23 protein-coding genes are annotated in these 25,913 nt (G+C 34.1%); 20 read left to right on the top strand and 3 right to left on the bottom strand.

Translation table 11 applies throughout. The features are described from left to right. Nucleotides 1-103: 103 nt before the first annotated feature. Nucleotides 104-742 (bottom strand): copper homeostasis protein CutC, encoded by a 639-nt coding sequence (locus tag AC1RPQ_RS07355; protein ID WP_481761860.1) that lies wholly within the window; start codon nt 740-742, stop codon nt 104-106. Nucleotides 743-754: 12 nt separating this feature from the next. Next, on the bottom strand, nt 755-1,780 hold the full coding sequence (locus tag AC1RPQ_RS07350) for a lactonase family protein (RefSeq protein WP_481761859.1): 1,026 nt from the start codon (nt 1,778-1,780) through the stop codon (nt 755-757). Between the two features lie 125 nt (nt 1,781-1,905). On the opposite strand from AC1RPQ_RS07350, the gene AC1RPQ_RS07345 reads away from it, so the two are divergent. Both AC1RPQ_RS07345 and AC1RPQ_RS07340 read left to right on the top strand, forming a co-directional pair. Next, nucleotides 1,906-2,259 carry a PTS glucitol/sorbitol transporter subunit IIA gene (locus AC1RPQ_RS07345; protein ID WP_409021462.1) on the top strand — a complete coding sequence of 118 codons (354 nt, stop codon included), beginning with the start codon at nt 1,906-1,908 and terminating at the stop codon, nt 2,257-2,259. Between the two features lie 14 nt (nt 2,260-2,273). Next, entirely contained in the window at nt 2,274-3,452 is a 1,179-nt protein-coding gene (locus tag AC1RPQ_RS07340) for an AI-2E family transporter (RefSeq protein WP_481761858.1), read from the top strand. 29 nt (nt 3,453-3,481) lie between these two features. Here the strand turns inward: AC1RPQ_RS07340 and guaC are convergent, their stop codons facing one another. Beyond that, a complete protein-coding gene (gene guaC / locus AC1RPQ_RS07335) occupies nt 3,482-4,459 on the bottom strand; it encodes a GMP reductase (RefSeq protein WP_481761857.1) in 978 nt (325 codons plus the stop codon). A 185-nt stretch (nt 4,460-4,644) separates the two neighbouring features. Between guaC and AC1RPQ_RS07330 the strand changes: the two genes are divergently transcribed. The 18 genes from AC1RPQ_RS07330 (at nt 4,645) to queA (ending at nt 25,912) form a co-directional block, all read left to right on the top strand. Further along, a complete protein-coding gene (locus AC1RPQ_RS07330; RefSeq protein WP_481761863.1) occupies nt 4,645-5,148 on the top strand; it encodes a YbaK/EbsC family protein in 504 nt (167 codons plus the stop codon). Nucleotides 5,149-5,194: 46 nt separating this feature from the next. Beyond that, nucleotides 5,195-6,067, top strand: a complete 873-nt coding sequence (locus AC1RPQ_RS07325) for a methyltransferase domain-containing protein (RefSeq protein WP_481761856.1) — start codon at nt 5,195-5,197, stop codon at nt 6,065-6,067. Nucleotides 6,068-6,245: 178 nt separating this feature from the next. Further along, nucleotides 6,246-6,758, top strand: a complete 513-nt coding sequence (gene trmL, locus AC1RPQ_RS07320) for a tRNA (uridine(34)/cytosine(34)/5-carboxymethylaminomethyluridine(34)-2'-O)-methyltransferase TrmL (protein ID WP_409021458.1) — start codon at nt 6,246-6,248, stop codon at nt 6,756-6,758. A 120-nt stretch (nt 6,759-6,878) separates the two neighbouring features. After that, nucleotides 6,879-7,184 carry a DUF1033 family protein gene (locus AC1RPQ_RS07315; RefSeq protein ID WP_481761855.1) on the top strand — a complete coding sequence of 102 codons (306 nt, stop codon included), beginning with the start codon at nt 6,879-6,881 and terminating at the stop codon, nt 7,182-7,184. A gap of 111 nt (nt 7,185-7,295) precedes the next feature. Continuing rightward, nucleotides 7,296-9,572, top strand: a complete 2,277-nt coding sequence (locus AC1RPQ_RS07310) for an FtsK/SpoIIIE family DNA translocase (RefSeq protein WP_481761854.1) — start codon at nt 7,296-7,298, stop codon at nt 9,570-9,572. Between the two features lie 116 nt (nt 9,573-9,688). Continuing rightward, a complete protein-coding gene (gene yfmF / locus AC1RPQ_RS07305; protein WP_481761853.1) occupies nt 9,689-10,942 on the top strand; it encodes an EF-P 5-aminopentanol modification-associated protein YfmF in 1,254 nt (417 codons plus the stop codon). Further along, the gene (gene yfmH, locus AC1RPQ_RS07300) at nt 10,942-12,246 is read left to right on the top strand and encodes an EF-P 5-aminopentanol modification-associated protein YfmH (RefSeq protein ID WP_481761852.1); all 1,305 of its coding nucleotides are present in this window, start codon (nt 10,942-10,944) and stop codon (nt 12,244-12,246) included. Before yfmF ends, yfmH begins: the two co-directional genes overlap by 1 nt. Continuing rightward, complete coding sequence (gene ymfI, locus AC1RPQ_RS07295; protein ID WP_481761851.1) at nt 12,247-12,969, top strand: elongation factor P 5-aminopentanone reductase; 723 nt, start codon at nt 12,247-12,249, stop codon at nt 12,967-12,969. It begins immediately after the preceding gene. A gap of 88 nt (nt 12,970-13,057) precedes the next feature. Next, a complete protein-coding gene (locus AC1RPQ_RS07290) occupies nt 13,058-13,900 on the top strand; it encodes a helix-turn-helix domain-containing protein (protein WP_481761850.1) in 843 nt (280 codons plus the stop codon). 59 nt (nt 13,901-13,959) lie between these two features. Further along, a complete protein-coding gene (gene pgsA / locus AC1RPQ_RS07285; RefSeq protein WP_481761849.1) occupies nt 13,960-14,547 on the top strand; it encodes a CDP-diacylglycerol--glycerol-3-phosphate 3-phosphatidyltransferase in 588 nt (195 codons plus the stop codon). Between the two features lie 63 nt (nt 14,548-14,610). Beyond that, the gene (locus tag AC1RPQ_RS07280; protein WP_481761848.1) at nt 14,611-15,852 is read left to right on the top strand and encodes a competence/damage-inducible protein A; all 1,242 of its coding nucleotides are present in this window, start codon (nt 14,611-14,613) and stop codon (nt 15,850-15,852) included. A 147-nt stretch (nt 15,853-15,999) separates the two neighbouring features. Next, nucleotides 16,000-17,574 carry a ribonuclease Y gene (gene rny / locus AC1RPQ_RS07275; protein WP_481761847.1) on the top strand — a complete coding sequence of 525 codons (1,575 nt, stop codon included), beginning with the start codon at nt 16,000-16,002 and terminating at the stop codon, nt 17,572-17,574. 100 nt (nt 17,575-17,674) lie between these two features. After that, nucleotides 17,675-18,475, top strand: coding sequence for a TIGR00282 family metallophosphoesterase (locus AC1RPQ_RS07270; protein ID WP_409021448.1), 801 nt, complete (start codon nt 17,675-17,677; stop codon nt 18,473-18,475). A 26-nt stretch (nt 18,476-18,501) separates the two neighbouring features. After that, nucleotides 18,502-21,081 (top strand): DNA mismatch repair protein MutS, encoded by a 2,580-nt coding sequence (gene mutS, locus AC1RPQ_RS07265; protein WP_481761846.1) that lies wholly within the window; start codon nt 18,502-18,504, stop codon nt 21,079-21,081. A gap of 16 nt (nt 21,082-21,097) precedes the next feature. Beyond that, the gene (gene mutL, locus AC1RPQ_RS07260; RefSeq protein WP_481761845.1) at nt 21,098-23,071 is read left to right on the top strand and encodes a DNA mismatch repair endonuclease MutL; all 1,974 of its coding nucleotides are present in this window, start codon (nt 21,098-21,100) and stop codon (nt 23,069-23,071) included. A 136-nt stretch (nt 23,072-23,207) separates the two neighbouring features. Further along, entirely contained in the window at nt 23,208-23,822 is a 615-nt protein-coding gene (gene ruvA / locus AC1RPQ_RS07255) for a Holliday junction branch migration protein RuvA (RefSeq protein ID WP_481761844.1), read from the top strand. A 15-nt stretch (nt 23,823-23,837) separates the two neighbouring features. Then, the gene (gene ruvB, locus AC1RPQ_RS07250) at nt 23,838-24,854 is read left to right on the top strand and encodes a Holliday junction branch migration DNA helicase RuvB (protein ID WP_409021443.1); all 1,017 of its coding nucleotides are present in this window, start codon (nt 23,838-23,840) and stop codon (nt 24,852-24,854) included. Nucleotides 24,855-24,871: 17 nt separating this feature from the next. After that, nucleotides 24,872-25,912, top strand: a complete 1,041-nt coding sequence (queA, locus tag AC1RPQ_RS07245; protein ID WP_481761843.1) for a tRNA preQ1(34) S-adenosylmethionine ribosyltransferase-isomerase QueA — start codon at nt 24,872-24,874, stop codon at nt 25,910-25,912. The last annotated feature ends 1 nt before the right edge of the window (nt 25,913 follow it).

Here is a 25,913-nt window from a genome sequence, read left to right as displayed (position 1 = left end):
ATACTGGGATAAAGCCATTTAGAAACATATTAAATTTTATATTATTTCATCCGTCAACTTGACAGGGCCTAGTACATGAAGTTGTTGGAACCTTTTTAGATGATTATTTTAAAATTATTTTTGTACCATGAAGCTCTTTAACGTTTAATTTAGCAGCAATAGTATCAACATTATCAAGTGTAATACCGCCACCTGGAACAATTTTAATGAGACCGTTTGACCAGTCAATAATTTCTTTGAGGTGGGGTAACGTTTCCTCGATAGGCTTATCAAGTGATCCGCCATGCGTTAAAACACGATCGATATCATGCTCTGCTAACCAAGATAGCGCATCAAGTTGTGCATTATTAGGAATTTCATCAAAAGCCATATGGAAAGTGATTTGCATGCCACCACTTGCTGCAATTAAAAACTCCATCGCCTCTATGTCTAAGTTATTATTCGTATCTAAAGCGCCAAATACGACGCCATCTACACCAAGTTGTTGAGCCTGAAATAAATCAGCCTCCATAATTTTTAATTCGGTATCGTTATAAACGAAATTTCCGCCACGGGGACGAATCATTGCCATTACAGGGACTTCATTGTCCTGTGCATAACGCATTGTTTCAGACATAACACCTTTACTGACAGTTGTACCACCGACAGCAAGATTATCGCAAAGTTCAAAACGATTAGCACCAGCGGCAAATTGTTTTGGGATATCAGTAAAATTTTCAACTGCAACTTCTTTAATTAACAAATTTAATTTCTCCTAATTTTCAAAATAAACGCAAACGGATTCTGGAACGGCAATATCTTTTTGAAGTAAAGTTAATTTACCAGAGGTTGAATCACGTTCGAATAAGGTAGCATTATCAGTGTTTTGGTTAGCAACAACCAAAAATTGTTCTGTTTTATTTAAACTGAAATCACGAGGAAAGTCACCTTCAGTTGAAATAAGTTGAATAAGTGTCATTGTGCCATCAACAGCAAGTGAATAACAAGCAATTGAGTTGTTTCCGCGATTAGAGACATACAAAAAGCGGCTATCTTTAGAAATGCGAATAGCAGCAATTCCGTTATGAGCATTCCAATCAGATGGAATTGATGAAAGTGTTTGAATCTCTTTAAATGAACCATCCGTTTGATTGTAGCTAAGTAACGAAACTTCACTTGAGAGCTCTCCAGCTAAGTATGCTAATTTTCCATTTTTATGGAAAACAATATGACGAGAACCGAACCCAGGCTCTGAACGATACTCAGCAATTTGTTTAATAGCACCATTATCTGACACATCAAAAGTTAACACTTGATCAGTTCCAAGGTCACAAACAACTAACCTATTGTCTGGTGTTAAATCAGTGAAATGAATATGAGAGCTTGTTTGTTCTGGTTTTGGACCATGACCTTCATTTGTAACTTCATTAATAAGAGCTAATGAGCCATCAGTTTGAATTTTTGAAATGGAAATAAGACCCTTATGGTAGTTTGAGCTGTAGACTAATTGACGGTTATTATCAACAGCAACGTAAGCAGGCGGAGCGCCTTCAGCTGAAACGTCATTTAAAAATTGGGGATTTTCTGATGCAAGGGTAAAGGCTGATATACCACCTAAATCTGACCTCTTTGAAACGGTATATAAGACACCTTTGTCCGATTTCGTGAGATAAGTTGGATTTTCAACCTTTATATAGGGTGTAGCGTTAGAAACTTTTTTTTCAATTGTATCAAGTTGAGCTCGTTGGATACCAGTACTTGTCTTTTTTGTATATGTACCAAACAAAATAGTCTCTTTCATAGTTACAAATACCTCCTCATGATATTGTCAATATTATATCATATATTTTTGTAAACGTTATTATTTATACTGGGGACTATGCTATAATTATAGGTAACTATAAAGGATAAGGGAGACGATAAAGTATGATTACAGCAAGAATTGAAGAAATTGGAAAAGATGCCATCTCAAAAAAGGAACCTATTGTTATCCTTTTCAATCAGAGTGCAACGGATGATTTAAGACAAGTTTCTGTCATTCAATCATTTGAAGATGATAAAAAAATTATTTCGCCAAAAACAGGTGATGAAATGATTATTAATGAACAAACTTATAAAATTGATTTCGCTGGAGAGTTAGTTTCAAGTAATTTTGAGTCGGTTGGGCATGCTACCTTGTTCTTTATGGAAGTTCCAGAACATCCACAACCAAATGGTATTTATTTAACACCGCATGTATTGCCAACTTTTAAAGTCGGTAATACAATCACGTATAAGTAAAGGAGTAGATTAAAATGCTCCCAAATGAAAAATCGACTTCACAACGATCATGGTTTTGGAAATGGGTTGTTAATAATAAAACAGTTAGCATTTTATCAATTGTTTTGTTAAGTTTGCTAATTATTTTTATGTTAGCACAAGTGGGCTGGTTTTTCGCACCAATTGGAGAGTTATTAAGCATTATTGGCTTCCCAATTGTTTTAGCTGGCGTGCTGTATTATTTAATATCCCCATTGATAGATTTTTGTGAAACGCGCTTTAAATTGAATCGAAGTTTGGTTATTACAGTTGTATTTATAGTAATTTCTGGGTTTTTAGTATGGGGGATTGTCGTTTTGATTCCTGCTGTACAAACACAAACAATTAGTATTATTAAAAATTGGCCGACGTATTGGTCAAATATCACACATCAAACGAATGATTTTATGTCGTCATCTTTATTTGATACTATTAAAACTTCAATTGAAAAAATAAATACAGATATCGTAGGAACAGTATCCAAAAAAGCGAGCTCAGTTATTGGATCAACAGTTGATTCTTTAGGTAGCGTTGTTGGTACTGTAACGACATTTATCATTGGATTAGTAACAGCACCCTTTATCTTATTTTATTTATTAAAAGATGGGCACGATTTACCTGAGTATTTATCAAATTTTTTCCCAGTAAGATATCGCAAATCAATCATTGAATTATTAGATGAAATTAATTTACAAGTCAGTCAATATATCCGAGGTCAGTTAACGGTAGCATTCTTTGTGGCCATATTATTTGTTATTGGTTTTTCAGTAGTTGGTCTTAAGTTTGCTTTAACGTTAGGGATTTTGGCAGGTTTTTTGAATTTAATTCCTTATTTAGGCTCTTTTCTAGCGATGATTCCTGCACTAGTAATTGCTGCTTTCGTGTCACCAATTATGTTGATAAAGGTTATTGTTGTTTTTATTGTTGAACAAACAATTGAAGCAAGATTGATTTCTCCATTGATTCTTGGAAGTAGTTTAGCAATCCATCCCGTTACAATTTTAATTGTTTTATTAGGTTCGGGACGGGTTTTTGGATTAATAGGTGTTATTTTTGGAATCCCAGGATATGCAATTCTAAAAGTTATTGTAACGCGGATTTTTGTATGGTATAAAAAGGATTCTGGTTTGTATGACGAATCAGAGAAAACGAATAAAGATAATCAAAAAAGTTAGACAAATTTTATTTTGTCTAACTTTTTTGATTAAAGCGTATCACCGTTAAAAATTGAATTTTTAACAATTACATAATCGACTTTTTCAAGTGCAGAGAGAGAATTACCACCAGCATAAGAAATTGAAGATTGTAAATCTTGTTGCATTTCAAGTAAAGTTTCATGAATGTCACCTTTAAAAGGAACGAGCATTTTTTTACCTTCAACATTAGTGTGGCTACCTTTTTGATATTCAGAGGCAGAGCCAAAATAACTTTTAAATAGATTACCATCTTTTTCAATTAAATCACCAGGACTTTGTTTGTGACCAGCAAAGAGTGAACCAATCATACACATTGAGGCCCCAAATCTGACTGACTTAGCAATATCACCATGAGTTCTTATACCACCATCAGTGATAATTGGTTTACTTGCTGCTTTAGAACATAATCTAAGAGCGGCTAATTGCCACCCGCCGGTACCGAATCCAGTTTTAATTTTAGTGATGCAAACTTTTCCGGGTCCAATACCAACCTTAGTTGCATCTGCACCAGCATTTTCTAGTTCTCTAACGCCTTCAGGTGTGCCAACATTTCCAGCAATTAGAAATGACTCTGGTAACCATTTTTTAATATGATGAATTAAATCAATGACACTTTGTGCGTGGCCATGCGCCACATCAATTGTTATATATTCTGGAATTAAATCAGCATCGGCAAGCTCTTCAATTAATGCCCATTCATGTGGTTTAACGCCAACACTAATAGAAGCAAACAAACCTTTTGCATGCATTTTTTTGACGAAAGGTAAGCGACTCTCTTCATCGAAACGGTGCATGACATAGAAATAGTCATTTGATGCAAGCCATTCTGCTAACGGTTCATCGATAATTGTCTGCATATTCGCAGGTACAACGGGTAGTTTAAAACGGCGAGGGCCAAATTGAATAGATGTATCGACTTCGGAACGGCTATTTACAATACATTTGTTAGGGACGAGCTGAATATCTTCATAATCAAAAACTGGCATAATATTTCCCCATTTCTTTTAAACACGAACTATTTTTAGTATTTATTAAATTATTATCAGTAACCAACTGATAATTTACGCTATTTAGCGAATTTAGTCAACATATTTTTGAAATAAATCGAAAATTAAATAAGAATACGTGAAGAGATAGACGTCGTGCTATAATTATTTTGGGAGTGATTATTATCGCAAAAAAAGAAAAAGTAAAAAAAACAAATGACGAACGCATTTTAGATCAAAATCATATTGAATTTGAGAGCTATACTTTTGATTTTTTAGGTGGTCGACAAATGGATTCAAGCAAAGAAGCTAAAGAACTAGGAACGGATGAAAGAAGTATTTTAAAAACAATTGTTTTACAGGGAAGTAACGGTGATAGAGATTACGTAGTTGTTTGCCTTCCTATTACTTTTGAAATTGATTTAAAATTAGTAGCACGTGAATTAAATGAAAAACAATTGCATTTAGCAGATAATAAAAATTTAATCAATATTACTGGTTACGTTCATGGCGCAAATACACCAATTGGAATTAATGTTCGAAAAGGATTTCCCATTTATTTTGATGAACGAATTCAAGAGTTCGATAAAATTTGGGTTTCAGCTGGTAAAGTTGGTCGTTCTGTTGGCGTAAAACGTGAAGAACTTGTTGAATTGGTTAAAGGTCATTACATTAACATTGAAAAATAAATAGCTATTGAATGTAAAATAAACGATAAAAAGGAATAAGTGTAAATTGAAAAAAATTGAGAAAAGTGCCGTATTTTTAAAAAATAAAATCGATTTATTTAGATGTCCTGTCTGCTTAAACCCCTACAGTAAAGTTGAAGGCCAGACGATGTTTTGCCCTGAAAATCATCAAATAGATTTATCAAAAAAAGGAACTCTTTTTTTCTTGAATCATGGGGTTAAAAGTGATTATGAATTGGATATGTGGTTAGCAAGGAGACAGTTATTACAAGCAGGCTTGTTTAAACCGATTACGGATAAAATTCTTGAGCAGCTTTCTGATGAAGAAGAAACAATTATGGATGTAGGTTGTGGAGAGGGAACACCACTTCATGATATAGAAGTAACACGCCAAAATGCTAAAGACACTTACGTTGGATTTGATATTTCAAAAGATGCAATCAATTATGCGACACAACAAGAGACAGATGCTTTTTATTGTATTGCTGATTTGGCTAAACTACCATTTAATAATAAGTCATTTTCAACAATTATTGATATTTTTTCGCCTTCTGCTTATACAGAATTTGATCGAGTATTAAAGGATGGCGGGCAGTTATTAAAAATCATTCCAAATTCAAATTACTTAGTTGAATTACGCGAACTTCTATATAACGAAGAGAGTCATAATAGGAGTTATAGTAATGAAAAGGTTTTAAATCTGTTTAAAGAAAATTATCCTGACTCTGAACAAATTACAATTAGTTATCAATTCGATATTCCAGAAGGCTTGTTTCCTGCCTTACTCGAAATGACTCCTTTACATTGGGGAGCTACAACAGATAATCAGGCTAAAGCTAAAAAACAACCTTTAACCAAAATTACGGTTGACGTTACACTATTAAAATATCGTAAAAATAAGTTAGAATCAGTGTTGTAACGAATAAATTGCTGTGGTATTATGAGTATACGAATTCGGTTGTTTAGAGACTGTCGACGATGTTGTCAGCTTCTGGAAATTGATCTTCATTAACGTATCTTTTCGCCGTGCCCACACCGAAATGATGCGTTTTTTTGTTGCCTAAAATAATAACGATTTTTTGAAAGGATGTTAATTTTTGACGAATCATATTGCATTATTTGAACCACTTATGCCTGCTAATACAGGTAATATTGCTAGAACTTGTGCTGGAACGGATACTGAACTACATTTAATTGAGCCCTTAGGATTTTCAACAGACGATAAATATTTAAAACGTGCTGGACTAGACTATTGGGATAAAGTAAAAATTACGTATCATAAAAATTTACAAGATTTTTTAGCATCTATTCCAGATCAGAAACAACTTTTTTTGGTTTCAAAATTTGCACCGCAAACTTATTCACAAGTAGATTATTCTGATGTGAATAAGGACTATTACTTCTTGTTTGGTAAAGAGACAACAGGTCTTCCTGAAAACTTTATGCGCCAAAATGAAGAGAAAGCAATCCGAATTCCACAAGATGATACGCACATTCGTGCCTTAAACTTATCTAATTCAGCTGCTATTGTAATTTATGAAACACTTAGACAACAAGACTTTTTAAATCTAGATAAAACACACACGTATGAAAATGATAAGCTAAAATAAGTAGCTTGAGCATTTTATAGACTAGAAATTCATAAATGGGTTATACTTGCTTCGGGTTAAGAAATAAACCGGTATTTATGATGAACAGTCATTTTATAAAATGGAAGGGTGTGAGCTAACTTGTTTCAAGTAATAACAATGTTTGGATTTGATGAACCATGGTGGTTTTTTGATGATTGGAAAAGTCATATTCAAAAAACAGTTGATTTTGATTCAATGGATGAAGCGATGGCTTTTTTTGAGGAACAATCTAGCGCATTTACCACTGAATTTAGCCATCAAAAAAGTAAACGTCAATTTTTGACAGCATTTTGGAATGAGGAACAAATGGATTATTGTTCAGATTGTGGTGATGATTTACAGTTATATCAAGGGTTACTGTTAGTTAAAGATGGCAAAGAAATTACAGCCAAAAAAGAGAGTTAATAACATAATTGTTATTAACTCTCTTTTTGTGGAAATGACTAGACAATGACACGGAAGGTAATTAAGATATGGTATAATTGAGTATCTATTTTAACAGAAGGAGGAACTGTTTTGGCTCAAAAAAAGAAAAGAAAAAAAAGAACAACAAAAAAAACAGTTCAATACAAATTTTCTAAAAATATAATTGGTGTTATATTTTTATTGTTTGGAATATTTGGTGTGCTAGCACTGGGATATTTGGGTGCTTTATTTGCTAACGTTTTCCGTTTGTTTGTTGGTAATACATATCAATTCGCATTATTAATTCTCGGTGTATATGGAAGTTACTTAATGATTATGGGAAAAGAGCCCAAAGTTAAGAAAAGAATTAATTGGGGATCCGTTATTTTATATGTTGGTGTTTTAGTCTTTCTTGAAGCCTGGTTTGTTGGGCACTCATCGGTGCATAGCCAATTTATTCAATATACATGGCAGACACTTGTTTCCGATTTTCGACAATCTGCAGTTAGTTCAACAGTTGGCGGTGGAATGATAGGGGCAAGCTTATACCAATTATCGTACTTCTTAATTTCACAAGCAGGCACCTATATTGTTAGTGTACTTTTCATCTTAGCCGGATTATTTATTTTTTTTGATCTCTCTTTTTCAGAAGTTATGTATACTGTTCAACGCTATCTAAACGTAATTATTGCTTGGACAAGAGAAGGTTTTCGCCGAATGAAAGTAGCAATAGATAGTTTTAAAGAAGAAAGAAAAGAAAATAAAGCAGAACAAGATGAAGAAGAATTAAAACCTGTAATTGACCATAGAACTGAAGAAAAGGAAATAAAAACTGAACGAGAAGTGACCGTTGATGAACCACCTATCATTACGCAACAAGAACCAGATTCAGAATTAGATTCAGAAGATGATCCTAAGATAATATCAAGTACAGTGGCTGATGATAATGAAGATTACCAATTACCACCAGTTACATTACTTACAAAAATTCCAAAAGAAGACCAAAGTGGCGAATATAAAACAATTGAAAAAAACACAAAAATATTGAAGCAAACATTTGAAAGCTTTGGTGTTGATGTTGAAATTAAAAGTGTGAGTTTAGGACCATCTGTTACTGAATATGAATTACATCCGGCAATTGGTGTTAAAGTTAGTAAAATTGTTAACCTTGCGGATGACTTAGCCTTAGCACTTGCTGCCAAAGATATTCGAATTGAAGCACCAATTCCTGGAAAATCACTTATTGGGATTGAAGTACCAAATTCTAAAGTATCAATGGTTTCATTCAGGGATGTGATTGAATCTCAACAAAAGAATCCAACACCAGATAAAGTTCTCGAAGTTCCTTTAGGTCGCGATGTTTCAGGCCAATTGGTAACAGCAGATTTAACAACGATGCCGCATTTATTGATTGCTGGCTCAACTGGTAGTGGTAAGTCAGTTGCAATTAATGGCATTATCACAAGTTTATTGATGAATACGAAACCAAATCAGGTTAAGTTTATGTTGATTGATCCTAAAAAAGTAGAGTTAGGTGTCTATAATGGTATTCCACATCTATTAACGCCGGTTGTTACAAATCCTAAAAAAGCATCACGAGCTTTACATAAGGTTGTTTCTGAAATGGAGCGACGCTACGAATTGTTTGCAGATGCTAGTCAACGTAATATTTCTGGATATAATCAAATGATTATGCAAGAAAACGCAGATGACGGACAAAAAAGAGCAACGTTACCTTATATTGTTGTCATTGTTGATGAATTGGCAGATTTAATGATGGTAGCCTCGAATGAGGTTGAAGATGCGATTATTCGTTTAGCACAAATGGCTCGAGCAGCTGGAATCCATATGATTTTGGCAACGCAACGTCCATCTGTTGATGTTATCACAGGATTGATTAAAGCTAACGTACCATCACGTATGGCTTTCGCTGTTTCCAGTGGGATTGACTCGAGAACAATTATTGATAGTAATGGTGCTGAAAAGCTTTTAGGTCGTGGGGATATGTTATTCCTACCAATGGGGCTAAATAAACCCATTCGTGTACAAGATGCTTACATTTCAGATAAAGATGTTGAAAGTGTTATTTCGTTTATTAAAAATCAGCAAGAACCACAATACGATGAAACGATGATTGTGACTGATGAAGAAACAGCTAACTCAGGATCAGCGTCTGATTCAGAAGACGAATTATTTGGGGACGCTGTTAAATTAGTGACTCATGAACAATCTTGCAGTGTATCCATGTTACAGAGACGTTTTAGGATTGGCTACAATCGAGCTGCTAGAATTGTTGATGAAATGGAAGCAAAAGGAATCGTTGGACCGCCAGAGGGAAGTAAGCCGCGCAAAGTGTTGATAAATGAAGAAACTGATGGTCCTAATTAGGGCTTTCAGTTTTTTTGTTTAGCCTAAACAGATTACGAAACAATTAAATTTGTGTTTCACTAGTCTTTCAATTATCATGGTAAAAGAACATCCGATTTAAAAGGAGGCACATTTTCGTGCGTAAACAATTAGAAACAGGTGTCAACTTAACTGTTATTGAAAATAGTCAATTTAAAACGAATAGAATCGTTATTAATTTTATAGCACCTTTAACCGGAAAAGAATCTGCAGAACGTATGCTATTAGCTAACTTATTAGAAATTAGTAGTGCAGAATATCCATCTCAACAAAAATTAGCCGAAAAATTATCAGAACTTTATGGTGCAAGTTTTGGTATCACTGTTAGTAAAAAAGGAAACTTTCACTTAATAAGTTTAATTTTAAACGGTGTAAACGATAAATTCTTAGAACATAAAACAGAAAGTTTAAAAAAAATATTTGCTTTTATCAAAGAAATTATTTTCAATCCGAATGTGACTGATGGCCATTTTGACGAAGAAACATTTAAACGCCAAAAGGAAAATTTGATGATGTCTATCAGAAGTATTAGTGATGATAAACAATCGTACGCAGGATTAGAATTACAGAAACTTTACTTTCAAAACGATCAAGCTATTCCTAGCTATGGGACTGTAGAAGATATTGAAAAGATAACTGCAACTAGCTTATTTGATTACTACAAACAAATGCTTACAACTAATCGAGTAGACATTTTCGTCCTTGGTGAATTAGATGAATCAGAAACTGAAACTATTGTTAAAACGTTGCCTTTTAAACCTCGAGATTTTAAAATGATACCTATATTCTATGATCAAGCTATTAAAGAAGTTGTGACTAAAACAGAAACGCAAGCAGTGACTCAGGGTAAATTAAATCTGGCATATCAGTTACCAGTTTATTACAGAGAAAATGGGTACTATGCGGGTCTTATTTTCAATGGCGTTTTTGGCGGTTCACCACTAGCTAAGTTATTTGTAAATGTTCGTGAGAAAGCTAGTTTGGCTTATTATGCAAGTAGCTCGTTAGATACATTTAGAGGTATTTTAACTGTACAAACAGGCATTGAACCACAAAATAAAGATAAAGTTATCGAAATTGTTCAACAACAATTAGATGATATTATCGCAGGTGACATTAGTGATGAACTATTAAATAAAACAAAAATGACAATGATTAACCAATATCAAAGTAGTCTTGACTCACAAATGGCGTTAATTAATCAATCGATGATTGATCAATTAACAAGCACAGAAGTTAGTGCAACAGAGTGGATAGACGGCATTAATAGCGTGGATAAAGCTGCCGTTCAAGCTATCGCTCGTAATGTTAAATTACAAGCAATCTTCTTTTTGAATGGGGAAATTAATTAATGAAAACATTAGAATACCCGCAGTTTGACGAAATATTATATACAGAAACTTTGGAAAATGGCTTGAAAGTAAATATATTACCTCGTAAAGGTTTTCATAAAACTTATGGTATATTCACAACAAATTATGGCTCAGTTGATAGTGTATTTGTACCAATTGGTGAAGAAGATGTTGTTCATGTACCGGATGGTATCGCCCATTTTTTAGAACATAAAATGTTTGAAAAAGCAGATCATGATGCGTTTGATTTATTTGGAGAATATGGTGCTAGTGCAAATGCTTTCACAAGCTTTACACGAACGAGCTACTTATTTTCAAGCTCTAATCATGTTCCTGAAAACATTGAAACATTACTAGATTTTGTGCAAGATCCGTATTTTACACCTGAAACAGTTGAAAAAGAAAAGGGAATTATTGGACAGGAAATTCAAATGTATGACGACGATCCTAATTGGCGTTTATACTTTGGTATTTTAGGTAACCTTTACCCAAATCACCCGGTTAGCAGTGATATCGCTGGAACAATTGAATCAATCGATAAAATTACGGCAGATGATTTATATAAGTGCTATGAAACATTTTATCATCCAAGTAATATGAATTTATTTATTGTAGGAAATGTTGATCCAGAAGAAACTTTAGATTTAATTAAAAATAATCAAAATCATAAAAAGTTTCCAGAAGCAGCAGAAACAATTAAACGATTAATTCCAGAAACTCAAGTAGACGGTTCAGACATCATGCCATATCGTGCAACTGAGATGGCCATTCAACGTGCTAAAACAATTGTTGGTATAAAAGGATTAGATAATGTTCCAGAAGGCCGTAACGGCTTGAAATACAAAGAGACAATCCATATGCTTCTTTATCTTTTGTTTGGTGACACGGCCCCTCAATATATGAAATTATATGATGAAGGGACGTTAGATGATTCCTTTGGCTATGAATTTGAAATTGAACGTGGCTTCCATTTTGCAAGTATTAGTGGTGATACTGATGACCCTCAAAAGTTATCGGATGCCATTATTCATATTTTAGAGAATGCGTCAGAGTACCTTTCAGGGGCTGAGGCCCAGTTTGAATTGGCTAAACGTGAAATGTTAGGTCAATCCATTCAATCGATGAACTCACTTGAGAGCATTGCAAATCAGTATGATGGTGATTTGTTTGATGATGCCACTGTTTTTGATAGGGCACCAATTATTGAAAATATGACATTAGATCAAGTTCGCCAAGGAGCTAAAGATTTTATTCGTTCTGAAGCAATTAGTGTCTACCAAATTATGGCTAAAGAGGATGATTAAATGAGTTGGGCAGTTATCTTTGGAGCGTCTGGTGATATTGGTCAAATGATTGCAAGACAATTGGCAGATATTGGTTGGTCGCTAACAATGCATTATTATCAAAATGATGAAGCAATTATGGGATTAACACAAGAGTTGAGGGGAAAATATCCAAAACAAGATTTTTTGCCGTTACAATTTGATATGACAGCGACTAATGTTGATCCAGTGATATCCCAACTATTTGCCGTAGATGCTGTAATATTTGCTGAAGGAACAACTTCTTACCATTTATTCAATGAAGCCCCAATGTCTGATTTAGATAAAATGATGAAGATGCAAGTTCAAACACCATTGGCATTAATTCAGAAATTGGAACCAAAGTTAGCCCAAAATCATTTTGGCCGAATTATATTTATTGGGTCAATTTATGGAGGCGTTGGTAGCCCAATGGAAGTACTGTACAGTACTGTAAAAGGTGCGTTATCGTCCTTTGCCAATGCTTATAGTAAAGAAGTTGCCTCGTTAGGTATTACGGTTAACGTGGTGGCACCAGGCGCAGTTGATACAAAAATGAATCAACAATTTTCGAAAGATGCAAAGAAAGATATCTCAAGTGAAATTCCAATGGGACGTTTCGCACATCCCGAAGAAATTGGATTTTGGGTAAAACAATTATTAGCCAAAGAGGCAGGGTACCTCACCGGTCAAACGATTTATGTTTCAGGCGGATGGTTGAAATAAAATAATAAAATTTTAACAAATTGGACATGACGATTATGTTATACTGATTGTTAGAAGATTAACTATTAAACTAAGTGGAGAATTAGACATGAGTGAAATTGGAAAAACATTACAAGAAGCGAGAATAAATAAAGGATATACGTTAGATGATTTACAACAAATGACGAAAATTCAAAAACGTTATTTGATTGCAATTGAAGATGAAAAATTTTCTGATTTACCAGGAGATTTTTACGTTCGAGCATTTGTTAAACAATATGCAGAGACGGTTGATTTGGATGGGGATAAATTATTAAAAGAATTCAATGAAACACTTCCAGATACACAAGAAACAGTCGTTGCAAAGGAACAAGTATCACGTTCTGAAAAGTCTGCTAAACTACCAAAAGACGGTAATTTTGATAAGTTTATGTCGTACTTGCCAACAATTATTATTGTTGTGATTGTCTTAGGGATTTTGGGTACAATTTATGGTGTGACATTGAATAGTAAAGATACAGATACTCAAATTGAAAGTTCAAGTTCTAAAGTATCTGTTTCAACTGACTCAAAAACTAAAACTTCTAGTTCTGAATCAGTAAAGGCTAGTTCTTCATCTGATAAGAAAACGCAAAAATTAACATATGTTTCAGATGCGGGAACAAACACTGTTTACACAATGGAAAATGCACCAACAACTTCTAAAGTTAAATTAGTAGCTTCTGGTAGTGCTGCTTGGAGCTCAATTACGGCTGATGGCACACAACTATGGCAAGCAACACTTGTCTCAGATGCAACGGATACTGTTACAATCCCAGCCGGTACAAAGTCATTTGTCTTTAGCTTTGGTAATGCACCAGCTATGAGTATCACGATTAACGGTAAAAAATTTAATTTTATGAAAACAAATGCAACTCTACAAGTTAGAACAGTTACTGTAAATATTAAATAAGCCAGAATTGTCAACAACGGATACTATGTTGTTGGCAATTTTTGAAAAAGGGGATCATTATGAATTTACCAAATAAATTAACGGTTGTGCGGATTATTTTAATTCCAATCTTCATGCTTGTATTGTTATTACCAATTGATTGGGGAATGGTTACTTGGGTTGGTACACAGATTCAGGTGACACATCTAATTGGTGCAATTATTTTTGCAGCTGCCTCATTAACAGATTTTTTAGATGGTCAAATTGCACGTCGCCAACATTTAGTTTCTAATTTTGGCAAATTTGCAGACCCATTGGCAGATAAAATGCTTGTAATGACTGCATTTGTTATCCTTGTTTCATTTAACCAAGTACCTGCATGGGTAGCTGCAATTATTGTTTGTCGCGAACTTGCGGTAACAGGATTACGATTGATTATTGTTGAAAATGATGGGGAAGTTATGGCTGCAGCTATGCCAGGCAAAATTAAGACAACAACCCAAATGATAGCTATTATTTTATTGTTTTTAAATAATGTGTTATTTGCAGCAATTAATGTACCTATGGCTGCCATTTTTCTTTATATTTGTTTATTCTTTACTGTTTATTCAGGTATTGATTACTTTGTTCAAAATAGAGCTATTTTCTCAGATTCATTTGAAAAATAAAAATATTTAGACTAAAACATTTAACCGTTTTAGTCTTTTTTAATTAAATTAGGAGGCAACATCATGCATGCAGAAATAATTGCGGTTGGTACAGAAATATTATTAGGACAAATTGTAAATACGAACAGTGCTTTCTTAGCTGAAAAATTAGCTGATTTAGGTGTAAATGTATTTTATCAGACAGTTGTAGGGGATAATGAAGAACGAATGTTAGAGGCAATTGAACTGGCTTCAAAACGAAATGATTTGGTTATCCTTTCTGGTGGCTTAGGACCAACAGAAGACGATTTAACGAAGCAGATGGTCGCCAAATTTTTAAATGAGAAGTTAGTTGAAAATAAGGACGCCATGTTAAAAATAGAAGATCATTTTACACAAACGGGTCGTCAAATGACTGAAAACAACAAATTACAAGCTTTGTATATAGAAGGATCAAAACCAATTAAAAATCATGCTGGAATGGCTGTTGGTGATTTTTACAAAGGTGATTCGTGTGATTTCTTATTATTACCTGGACCACCTAAGGAATTGAAAACAATGTTTAATAAGGAAGTTGAACAGCTATTAAAAGAAGAATATAACTTAAATAGTCATCTTGAATCAAAAGTTTTACGTTTTTATGGCATTGGTGAATCTAAATTGGTGACTGAATTAAAAGAGATAATTGATTCACAAACTAATCCTACTATTGCACCATACGCCAAGACAAATGAGGTCACTTTGCGAATTACGGCAAGTCCTACAGACAAAAAATCAGCTGTAGAATTAATTAACGAAATGGAGATTTATGTACTTTCCAAAGTTGGTGATTATTTCTATGGCTATGGGGATGACAATTCGTTACAAAATATTGTTGTAACTAAATTAATTGAAAAAAACTTATCTATTTCTGCAGCCGAAAGTTTAACAGCTGGATTATTTCAAAGTACATTAGCAGAAATACCAGGTGTCTCAAAAATTTATGATGGTGGATTTATAACATATGCTAATACAGCCAAATCTGATATTTTAGGTATTTCGACTGAAGATATTAAAAAATATGGTGTTGTTAGTGAAGAAACCGCTAAACAAATGGCCCAACAAACACAAAATAAAATGAAAACAAATATTGCTATTTCATTTACTGGTGTTGCAGGTCCAGATGAGCTTGAAAATCAGAAAGCTGGAACGGTTTGGATTGGATTAGCAATTAAAAATAGTCCCGTTATTGCAAAACAATTTCATTTTGCTGGAAATAGAGAAACAATTAGACAAAGAAGTGTTCTAAGTGGACTTAAATGGATATTTGATGAAATTAATGAGTAAATAATTAAATTTGGCAATGGATTGTTGTTGACAGCGGGGGGCAATTAACCGTAAAATACTAAAGTGTATATGAACAAAATAAAAAACATCTAAAAATTTATGATTAGTTAAATTAATCATTATTTGATGATGCGGAGGTGGACTTTTATGGGATCTATAACAACCGTATTAATCCTCGCTATCATCGCTATTATTGCTTTAGTTGTTGGAATTTTTATTGGAATTGCATATAGAAAGTCAAATTTCGAAAAAACACTTGATGTCGCAACGCATACGGCTGAAGGTATTTTAAAAAGTGCAAAGAAAGATGCTGAGACTCAGAAAAAAGAGGCTGTTTTAGAGGCTAAAGAAGAAAGTCAAAGTTATCGTGATAAAATAGACAATGAGTTAAAGGAACGACGTTCAGAAATTCAAAAGCAAGAAAATCGAGTAATTCAACGTGAAGAAACTTTAGATCGTAAAGATGGCGCACTAGATAAACGAGAACAAACGCTTGAGAACAAAGAGAAAAAAGTAACGTCTGACCAAAAACTTGTTGACACAAAACAACAAGAAGCTACTTCACTGATTCAGGAACAACAAGAAGAACTTGAAAGAGTTGCTTCTCTAACACAAACACAAGCACAGACTATTATTATGGACGATACGAAAGAATCATTAAGTCATGAACGAGCTGTTATGATTAAGGAAAGTGATAAGCAAGCTAAATCAGAAGCTGATCGTAATGCTAAAGATTTAGTTGCTCAAGCTATTCAAAGAAGTGCAGCTGACATGGTATCTGAAACAACTGTTTCATTAGTTACCTTGCCAAATGATGAAATGAAAGGCCGTATTATTGGCCGCGAAGGACGTAACATTCGAACATTAGAGACCTTAACAGGGATTGATTTAATTATCGATGATACGCCAGAAGCAGTCGTTTTAAGTGGGTTTGATCCAATTCGTCGTGAAATTGCCAAAATGACTCTTGAAAAATTAATTCAAGATGGTCGGATTCATCCGGCACGAATCGAAGAAATGGTTGAAAAATCACGTAAAGAAATGGATGAAAAAATTCGTGAATTAGGTGAACAAACAACCTTTGATCTCGGACTTCATACAATTCATCCTGATTTAATTAAAACAATTGGTCGATTAAATTATCGTACAAGTTATGGTCAGAATGTGTTAAGCCATTCTATTGAAGTTGCCAAAATAGCAGGTGTGTTAGCCGCTGAATTGGGTGAAGATGTTACATTAGCAAAACGCGCAGGATTGTTACATGATATTGGTAAAGCAGTTGATCATGAAGTTGATGGTTCACATGTGGAAATTGGCCTTGAATTAGCTAAGAAGTATAAAGAAAATGATGTTGTCATCAACACTATAGCTTCACATCATGGTGATGTTGAAGCTAAATATACTATTGCTATTCTTGTTGCAGCGGCAGATGCTGTTTCAGCTGCAAGACCAGGCGCACGAAGTGAATCGTTAGAAAATTATATTCATAGACTTGAAAAACTTGAAGATATTACACATGAATTTAAAGGTGTACAGAAAAGTTATGCAATTCAAGCTGGTCGTGAAGTACGTGTTATTGTCACGCCAAATGAAGTTAATGATATTCAAGCAACTGTCTTAGCTCGAGATATTAAAAACAGAATTGAAGATGAACTCGAATACCCAGGACATATTAAAGTGACTGTCGTTCGAGAAACAAGAGCAATTGAGTATGCTAAATAAAAAAATGATGATTTAAGATTAATTTCTTAAATCATCATTTTTTGTCTATTAAAAAGAAAAAATGTTAAACTAGTTTTATATATAAGAAAAGAGGACAACCATGCGTTTATTATTTGTCGGAGATGTCGTTGGCGATTCAGGTCAACAAATGATTAAAGAGTATTTACCAAAATTAAAAAGAAAATTTCATCCACAGGCTACCATTGTAAATGGTGAAAATGCAACGAAGGGTAGAGGTATTAATGAATCTGTCTATAAAGCATTCCTTCAAACAGGTGCTGATGTTGTAACCATGGGTAACCATACTTGGGATAATAGAGATATTCAAGATTTTATTGGTGGTGCAAAAAAATTAATTAGACCAGCTAACTTCTCAGCAAACCAAGTACCTGGGATTGGACATACAATTATTAATATTAATCAGCAAAAATTAGCTGTGATTGATTTGCAAGGACGTGTTTTTATGTCTCCTTCAGATGATCCGTTTGCAGTTGTTCAAGATATTTTAGAAGAAGTCAAAAAAGAGACTGATTTCATTTTTATTGATTTTCATGCTGAAACAACGAGTGAAAAAGAAGCTATAGCATGGTTCTTAGATGGTCAAGTATCTGCGGTAGTAGGTACGCATACACATGTGCCTACTAATGATGCGCGTATTTTACCTAAAGGAACTGCCTTTATGTCAGATGTTGGTATGACAGGACCATACGATGGTATCTTAGGAATGAAACGTGAAAATGTAATTGGTCGCTTTTTATCGCAAATGCCAACACGATTTGAAGTGGATGAAACAGGTCGTAAAACGTTATCTGCTTGTGTGATAGATATTGATGACAAAACGGGACATGCTAAAAAGATATTCCCTGTATTAATTAATGATGACCATCCTTTTATGGATTAATTTAGAGATAGGAGGGCATCTCGACTATGCCGCAAAAAACAAAACTAACGCCAATGATGATACAATATTTTGACATTAAAGCACAGTATCCTGATGCTTTTTTGTTTTATCGTCTTGGTGATTTTTATGAACTATTTTATGATGATGCTGTTAAAGGGTCGCAATTACTCGAATTAACGTTAACAACACGTAATAAAAAAGCTGATGATCCTATTCCAATGTGTGGCGTACCGCATCATGCTGCTCAAAATTATATCGATATTTTAGTTGAAAAAGGATACAAAGTCGCAATATGTGAACAAGTTGAAGATCCTAAATTAGCTCAAGGTATGGTTAAACGTGAAGTTATTCAGCTAGTAACACCAGGAACAACGATGGATAACGGTGCGAAGGAGTCTAAAGAAAATAATTATTTAACAGCTATTATAGAAGACAACAATAGTTTTGGATTTGCTTATGTTGATTTATCAACAGGTGAATTAAAAACGAGTCGCTTAGATAATTTAGATAATTTAATTAATGAAATAATGAGTTTGAGAACTAAAGAAATTGTGATTAATGATAGTTTGTCTGATGAAACAATCGAAACATTAGAAAAATTAAATATTATGCTTTCTAAACAAGAAATTGTTGAAAATCATGCTGAATCAAGTTATGCGATTCAAGATTTAACAGATTCACTAGAAATCTCGGTTGTAACTGACTTGTTAACGTATCTTTCAGTTACGCAAAAACGAAGTTTAGATCATTTACAAAAAGCAGTTCATTATGAGCCTGATTTTTTCTTGAAAATGGATCATTATTCAAAATATAATTTAGAATTAATGCAAAATATTCGAACGGGCAAGAAGCAAGGTACTTTATTGTGGTTATTAGATGACACAAAAACAGCTATGGGTGGTCGTTTACTTAAACAGTGGATTGATAGACCGCTTATTAACTATGCTGAAATTTTAGACCGTCAAAATAAGGTTGATTTATTGATTAACCATTATTTTGAAAGAAGTACGTTACAAGAAGAGTTAGTTAAAGTTTATGATTTAGAAAGATTGGCAGGACGTGTCGCTTTTGGTAGCGTAAATGGGCGAGATTTAGTTCAACTTAAATTATCGCTTAAACAAGTTCCTAAAATTAAATATGTTTTAGACGAAATTGACGATGGTACTTTTTCTGATGTTATCAATAAATTAGATCCAGTCGATGATATTTCTAATTTAATAGAACGTGCCATTGTTGATGAACCACCTTTATCAGTGACTGATGGTCACCTATTTAAACCGGGGTATAATGATAAATTAGATATTTATCAAGATGCAATGAAAAATGGTAAACAATGGTTAGCTGAAATGGAAGCCAAAGAAAGAAATCTAACGGGGATTAAAAATCTTAAAATTGGATTTAACCGTGTTTTTGGTTATTTTATCGAAGTGACAAAATCTAATATTATTAATGTTCCAAAAGACCGTTATGAACGAAAACAGACGTTGACTAATGCTGAACGTTATATCACACCTGAACTGAAAGAACGTGAAAGTATTATTTTAGGTGCTGAGAGTAAAGCGATGGATTTAGAATATAAATTGTTTGTCGAAATTAGAGATATTGTTAAAAAATCAATTGAACGATTACAGATATTAGCTCAAGGAATTGCCACGTTAGACGTCTTACAAAGTTTCGCGGTTGTTAGTGAAGACTCACATTTTGTAAAACCACAATTATTAAAAGAAGGTCATCAATTGGATATCACAGCTGGTTGGCATCCTGTAGTTGAAAAAGTGATGGGAAAACAAAGCTATATACCAAATGATGTTAGAATGCCTGAAACACTTGATATTTTATTGATTACAGGACCTAATATGTCAGGTAAAAGTACGTATATGCGTCAATTAGCATTAACGGTTGTGATGGCTCAAATCGGTTGTTTCGTACCTGCAGAGGCGGCTAAAATGCCAATATTTGACCAAATATTTACTCGGATTGGTGCAGCAGATGATTTAATTTCAGGTCAAAGTACGTTTATGGTTGAAATGAAAGAAGCTAATCAAGCCTTAGAAAATGCGACTGAGAATAGTTTAATCTTATTTGATGAACTTGGTAGGGGAACGGCAACTTATGATGGTATGGCACTCGCACAAGCGATTATCGAGTATGTGGATAAACATGTACATGCCAAAACACTTTTTTCGACACATTATCACGAATTAACGATACTTGAAGAAACCGTTAGTTCTTTAAAAAATGTCCATGTAGGTGCTATTGAAGAAAATGGTGAATTAATTTTCTTACATAAAATTCAAGAAGGACCTGCAGATAAATCTTATGGGATTCATGTTGCTAAATTGGCGGGAATGCCAGCAGAATTGTTAAGCCGTGCAACATTAATTTTAGATGATTTAGAGCTAAAAAATAAACAATCAGATAGTAAAAAAGAATTACCAACAACCATCAATGAAGATGATACGCAGTTATCTTTATTTGTTAACGAAAACTTGTCAAAGGACCAGTTAGCAGTTGTGGATGAACTTAAAGCACTTAACTTGATGAACATGACGCCAAGAGATATTATGAACGTCTTATATGACTGGCAAGAAAAATTGAACGGATAGAACTGAAGGTGAATGAATGACAAAAATAATTGAACTGCCCACAATTTTAGCGGATCAAATAGCTGCTGGTGAAGTAGTTGAAAGACCTGCATCTGTTGTAAAAGAATTAGTTGAAAATGCGATTGATGCGCATGGCACACAAGTTGATGTAGTCGTTGAGGAAGCTGGGCTTAAATTAATTCAAGTCATTGATAATGGAGATGGCATTGAGGCATCCCAACTGCAGAATGCTTTTAAACGTCATGCCACAAGTAAGATTACTTCAAGAGAAGATTTATTTAAAATCAGTACGCTAGGATTTCGTGGCGAAGCTTTACCAAGTATTGCATCAGTTGCTAAAGTGACTTTGAATACAGCTATTGAAGGGCAACCTGGGGCTGTTATTGCTGTTAACGGTGGTGAGATAGTAGATGAAAAATCATCTGCTAGTCGTAAAGGAACAGAAATAACAGTCTCTGACTTATTTTACAATACGCCTGCACGTTTAAAATATGTAAAGTCTTTGCAAACTGAAATGTCAATTATTAGCGACATGATGAACCGATTAGCAATGAGCCATACAAATATTTCATTTTCTTTAACACATGATGGTAAAGAAGTCTTGAAAACAACTGGAAACGGCCAACTGAAACAAACTATTTCAGCTATCTATGGGGTCAAAAGTGCACGCCAAATGCTTGAATTTAAGGGTCATGATTTAGATTTTAAGATTAGCGGTTATACATCACTGCCAGAATTAACGCGTGCTGGCCGACAGTTTATATCTATTTTAATTAATGGACGTTACGTTAAAAATGTTAATTTAAATAAAGCAATCATTAAAGGATATGGATCAAAATTAATGGTTGGACGCTATCCGATTACAATTTTGAATATTCAATTAGATCCCATGCTAGTTGATGTGAATGTTCATCCAACTAAGCAGGAAGTAAGATTGAGTAAAGAACCAGAATTAACTGAACTTATAAAAAAGATTATCTATGAACGTATTGCTGAAGAAAATTTAATTCCGGAAGCATTAGAGAATTTAAGTTCTAAGAAACGTGAAAAAATAGATACGGATCAATTACAATTTGATTTGAATGAAGCCTCAAGTAAATATCAAGCTAAGCCTAAATTCTCATCAGTACAAACGGATGCAGTAACAAGTGGTGAACCTAAGATTACAATTGGCGAAAATTTAAATCATTTATCAAGGAATATTGAACCAATCTCAATTCAAGTTGCTGAACAATTGGATTCGAAACGAGTTAGCACATTTGAGACACAATATGCTAATGAAATTAATGTGGCACCATTTTCTATTGTTACGCCGGATGAAACAGGCGATGTACAGAAAGAGAATGATGAAGAAATAGCTACCACGAAAAAGAGTGAACAAAGGTTTCCTGATTTAAAATATATTGGCCAAATGCATGGAACCTATTTATTTACAGAATCGGAAGACGGGTTATATATATTAGACCAACATGCTGCACAAGAACGTATTAATTATGAGTTTTATCGTAAGCAAATTGGTGACGTTTCTAGTGACTTGCAAAATCTATTGGTACCGATTGTTCTAGAATATACAGTAAGTGAAGCTATAATTATTACTGAACATACCGATATATTGGAAAAAATCGGACTCATCCTTGAACCATTTGGACAAAATAGTTTCATTATTAGACAGCATCCAACCTGGTTTAAAGAAGGGCAAGAAGAAAGTACGATTCGAGAAATGATTGATTACTTACTCACAGATGGGAAAATAGTGATTGCTGAATTTAGAGAAAAAGCGGCGATTATGATGAGTTGCAAGAGGGCAATCAAAGCAAATCACCACCTTGATGATCGACAAGCTAAGGCATTGATAAGTGAGCTAAAAAATGTTGAAAATCCATTTAATTGTCCACATGGACGACCAGTTTTAGTTCATTTTTCTAATCAAGACATGGAACATTTCTTTAAACGAATTCAAGATTCACATCAAACCGGTCACGAAGGTTAGGCTAAGAATCAATTGTTGCCAAATATTTGGTGATAATTGATTTTTTTGTAAGAAAAGCGATAACTGTATAAATAAGTGGTCTATGGTACACTATTAAAAGCAGATTCATGTAGATTAGGAAAAGTGGGAAAATAATATGTATGAGTATTTTATGGGCCAAATAACGGCTGTAACACCTTTTTATCTTGTTTTAGAAGTTAATGGAATAGGCTATCAAATTTTTGTTGCTAACCCATTTAGGTACCAAGAAGATTCAAAAAAAGTTGTTAAAATTTTTGTTTATCAGGCTATTCGTGAAAATGATATGACGTTATTTGGTTTTTACGATTTAGATGAAAAAAAATTATTTGAAAAATTATTGAATGTTTCAGGAATCGGTCCTAAGAGTGCGCTTGCTATTTTAGCCAATGATGATCATCGTGGTTTAGTTAATGCGATTAATACAGAAGATGTTAGTTATTTAATTAAATTTCCAGGTGTTGGTAAAAAAACAGCACAACAAATCGTGCTTGATTTAAAAGGTAAATTAGATGATATTGAAGGTCAAGCAACCACAATGCCAGGACAACAATCGCTTGATTTCATTCCGGCACAAGCATCACCATTTATGAAAGAAAGTCTTGAAGCTTTATCTGCTTTAGGATATTCTCAACGTGAGATTAAGGCTATTAGTAAGAATCTAGAATCATTCGAAGCAGACTCAACGGATGCTTATCTACGAGAAGGCTTAAAATTATTAATGAAAAAATAAAAGGAGGTTGATAAAATGACAGAACAACGGATTATTTCGAATGAACCGGAAGATAATCAGGAAGAATCCATTGAAAAGTCACTTCGTCCCCAATTTTTATCACAATACATTGGTCAAGATAAGGTTAAAAATGAATTAAGTGTGTATATCCAAGCTGCTAGACAACGTGAAGAGGCACTTGATCATGTATTGTTGTATGGGCCACCTGGGTTAGGTAAAACAACACTTGCAATGGTTATTGCAAATGAAATGCAAGTGCAAATTAAAACAACTAGTGGACCAGCAATTGAAAAATCTGGAGATCTTGTGGCACTTTTAAATGAATTACAACCTGGGGATGTCTTATTTATTGATGAAATTCATCGTTTACCCAAGATGGTTGAAGAAATGTTGTATTCAGCTATGGAAGATTTTTTTGTAGATATTGTTGTTGGCCAAGGCCCAACAGCACATCCCGTTCATTTTCCACTACCTCCATTCACATTGATTGGTGCAACAACACGGGCGGGCCTTCTATCAGCACCGTTACGAGATCGATTTGGGATTGTTGAACATATGGCCTATTATAATCAATCTGATTTGCAAGAAATTGTCATTCGATCAGCAGATATTTTCAATACAAAAATTGAAGAAAGTGGCGCTCATGAGTTAGCTCGACGCTCACGTGGAACACCACGAATTGCGAATCGCCTATTAAAAAGAGTTCGTGATTTTGCAGAAGTTTCTGACCAAAGTGAAATTAACCAAGCAACGGCTGATCATGCGTTAAATCTACTTGCCGTGGATAACCGTGGATTAGATGAGACAGATCGCAAACTTTTAGAGACTATGATTGATTTCTATCAAGGTGGTCCAGTTGGTTTGAGTACGTTAGCAGCCAATATAGGGGAAGAAACAGAGACCATTGCTGAAATGGTTGAACCTTATTTAATGCAAATTGGCTTTATAAAACGCACACCAAGAGGGCGAGTTGCAACAATGGAAGCTTATGAACATTTGAATCGACCTTATGACTTTAACGAGAATAAATAGAGAAGGATGACGATATTTTGACTAAACAACTAAGTACTGAAGATTTCGATTATGAATTGCCTCAAGAATTAATTGCGCAAACACCCTTAGAAGAACGTGATGCATCTCGGATGTTAATCTTGGATCATGAGACAGGTAAAATCAAGGATGATTATTTCTATAATGTAATTGACCAATTAAATGCTGGGGACGCTCTTGTAATGAACGATTCGCGGGTGATGCCTGCTAGAATTCATGGAATTAGACCTGATACTGGTGGCCACATCGAAGTGTTGCTATTGAACAATACTGATGGTGATAACTGGGAAACATTAGTAAAACCTGCTAAAAAAATGAAGGTTGGTTCTGTGATTAGTTTTGGTGATGGCCGCTTAACGGCAACGATCATTGAAGAGCTAGAACATGGTGGCCGCATGATTCGTTTTGAATATGAGGGTATATTTATGGAAATTCTGAATGAACTTGGCGAAATGCCGCTACCTCCTTATATTAAAGAAACGCTTGAAGATCAAGAAATGTACCAAACGGTTTATTCAAAGGAAGTTGGATCGGCAGCAGCACCTACAGCTGGTTTACATTTTACAAATGAATTATTAGAAAAGATTGAAGCTAAAGGTGTTCATCTTGTTTATTTAACGCTACATGTTGGATTAGGGACATTTAGACCTGTTAGTGAAACGAATATTGCAGACCATAAAATGCATAGTGAATTTTATCGTTTAACTGAGGATGCAGCTCAACAATTAAATGATGTTCGTAAATCAGGTGGTAAAATTATTGCGACAGGAACAACTACAATTCGGACACTTGAAACAATTGGCTCAAAATTTAAGGGCGCTATTCAAGCTGACAGTGGTTGGACGGAAATTTTCATTAAACCAGGATATGAATTTAAGGTTGTTGAAGGATTTATAACTAATTTTCATTTACCAAAATCAACATTAGTAATGTTGGTTGCAGCATTTACAGGAAGAGAAAATATTTTAAACGCATATAAACATGCAGTTGATTCTAAATATCGATTCTTTAGCTTCGGCGATGCAATGTATATTAAATAGG

The organism is Dellaglioa sp. CoH-57-MRSF-21, assembly GCF_056781915.1.
The sequence above is the reverse complement of the archived record's forward strand: the minus strand, read 5'-3'. Positions and strand labels throughout refer to the sequence as shown.

Coding starts and splice junctions, on each gene's coding strand:
- AC1RPQ_RS07350 (WP_481761859.1), bottom strand. CDS start 1,780: ATGAAAGAGACTATTTTGTTTGGTACATATACAAAAAAGACAAGTACT.
- AC1RPQ_RS07345 (WP_409021462.1), top strand. CDS start 1,906: ATGATTACAGCAAGAATTGAAGAAATTGGAAAAGATGCCATCTCAAAA.
- AC1RPQ_RS07340 (WP_481761858.1), top strand. CDS start 2,274: ATGCTCCCAAATGAAAAATCGACTTCACAACGATCATGGTTTTGGAAA.
- guaC (WP_481761857.1), bottom strand. CDS start 4,459: ATGCCAGTTTTTGATTATGAAGATATTCAGCTCGTCCCTAACAAATGT.
- yfmH (WP_481761852.1), top strand. CDS start 10,942: ATGAAAACATTAGAATACCCGCAGTTTGACGAAATATTATATACAGAA.
- ymfI (WP_481761851.1), top strand. CDS start 12,247: ATGAGTTGGGCAGTTATCTTTGGAGCGTCTGGTGATATTGGTCAAATG.
- AC1RPQ_RS07290 (WP_481761850.1), top strand. CDS start 13,058: ATGAGTGAAATTGGAAAAACATTACAAGAAGCGAGAATAAATAAAGGA.
- pgsA (WP_481761849.1), top strand. CDS start 13,960: ATGAATTTACCAAATAAATTAACGGTTGTGCGGATTATTTTAATTCCA.
- AC1RPQ_RS07280 (WP_481761848.1), top strand. CDS start 14,611: ATGCATGCAGAAATAATTGCGGTTGGTACAGAAATATTATTAGGACAA.
- rny (WP_481761847.1), top strand. CDS start 16,000: ATGGGATCTATAACAACCGTATTAATCCTCGCTATCATCGCTATTATT.
- AC1RPQ_RS07270 (WP_409021448.1), top strand. CDS start 17,675: ATGCGTTTATTATTTGTCGGAGATGTCGTTGGCGATTCAGGTCAACAA.
- mutS (WP_481761846.1), top strand. CDS start 18,502: ATGCCGCAAAAAACAAAACTAACGCCAATGATGATACAATATTTTGAC.
- mutL (WP_481761845.1), top strand. CDS start 21,098: ATGACAAAAATAATTGAACTGCCCACAATTTTAGCGGATCAAATAGCT.
- ruvA (WP_481761844.1), top strand. CDS start 23,208: ATGTATGAGTATTTTATGGGCCAAATAACGGCTGTAACACCTTTTTAT.
- ruvB (WP_409021443.1), top strand. CDS start 23,838: ATGACAGAACAACGGATTATTTCGAATGAACCGGAAGATAATCAGGAA.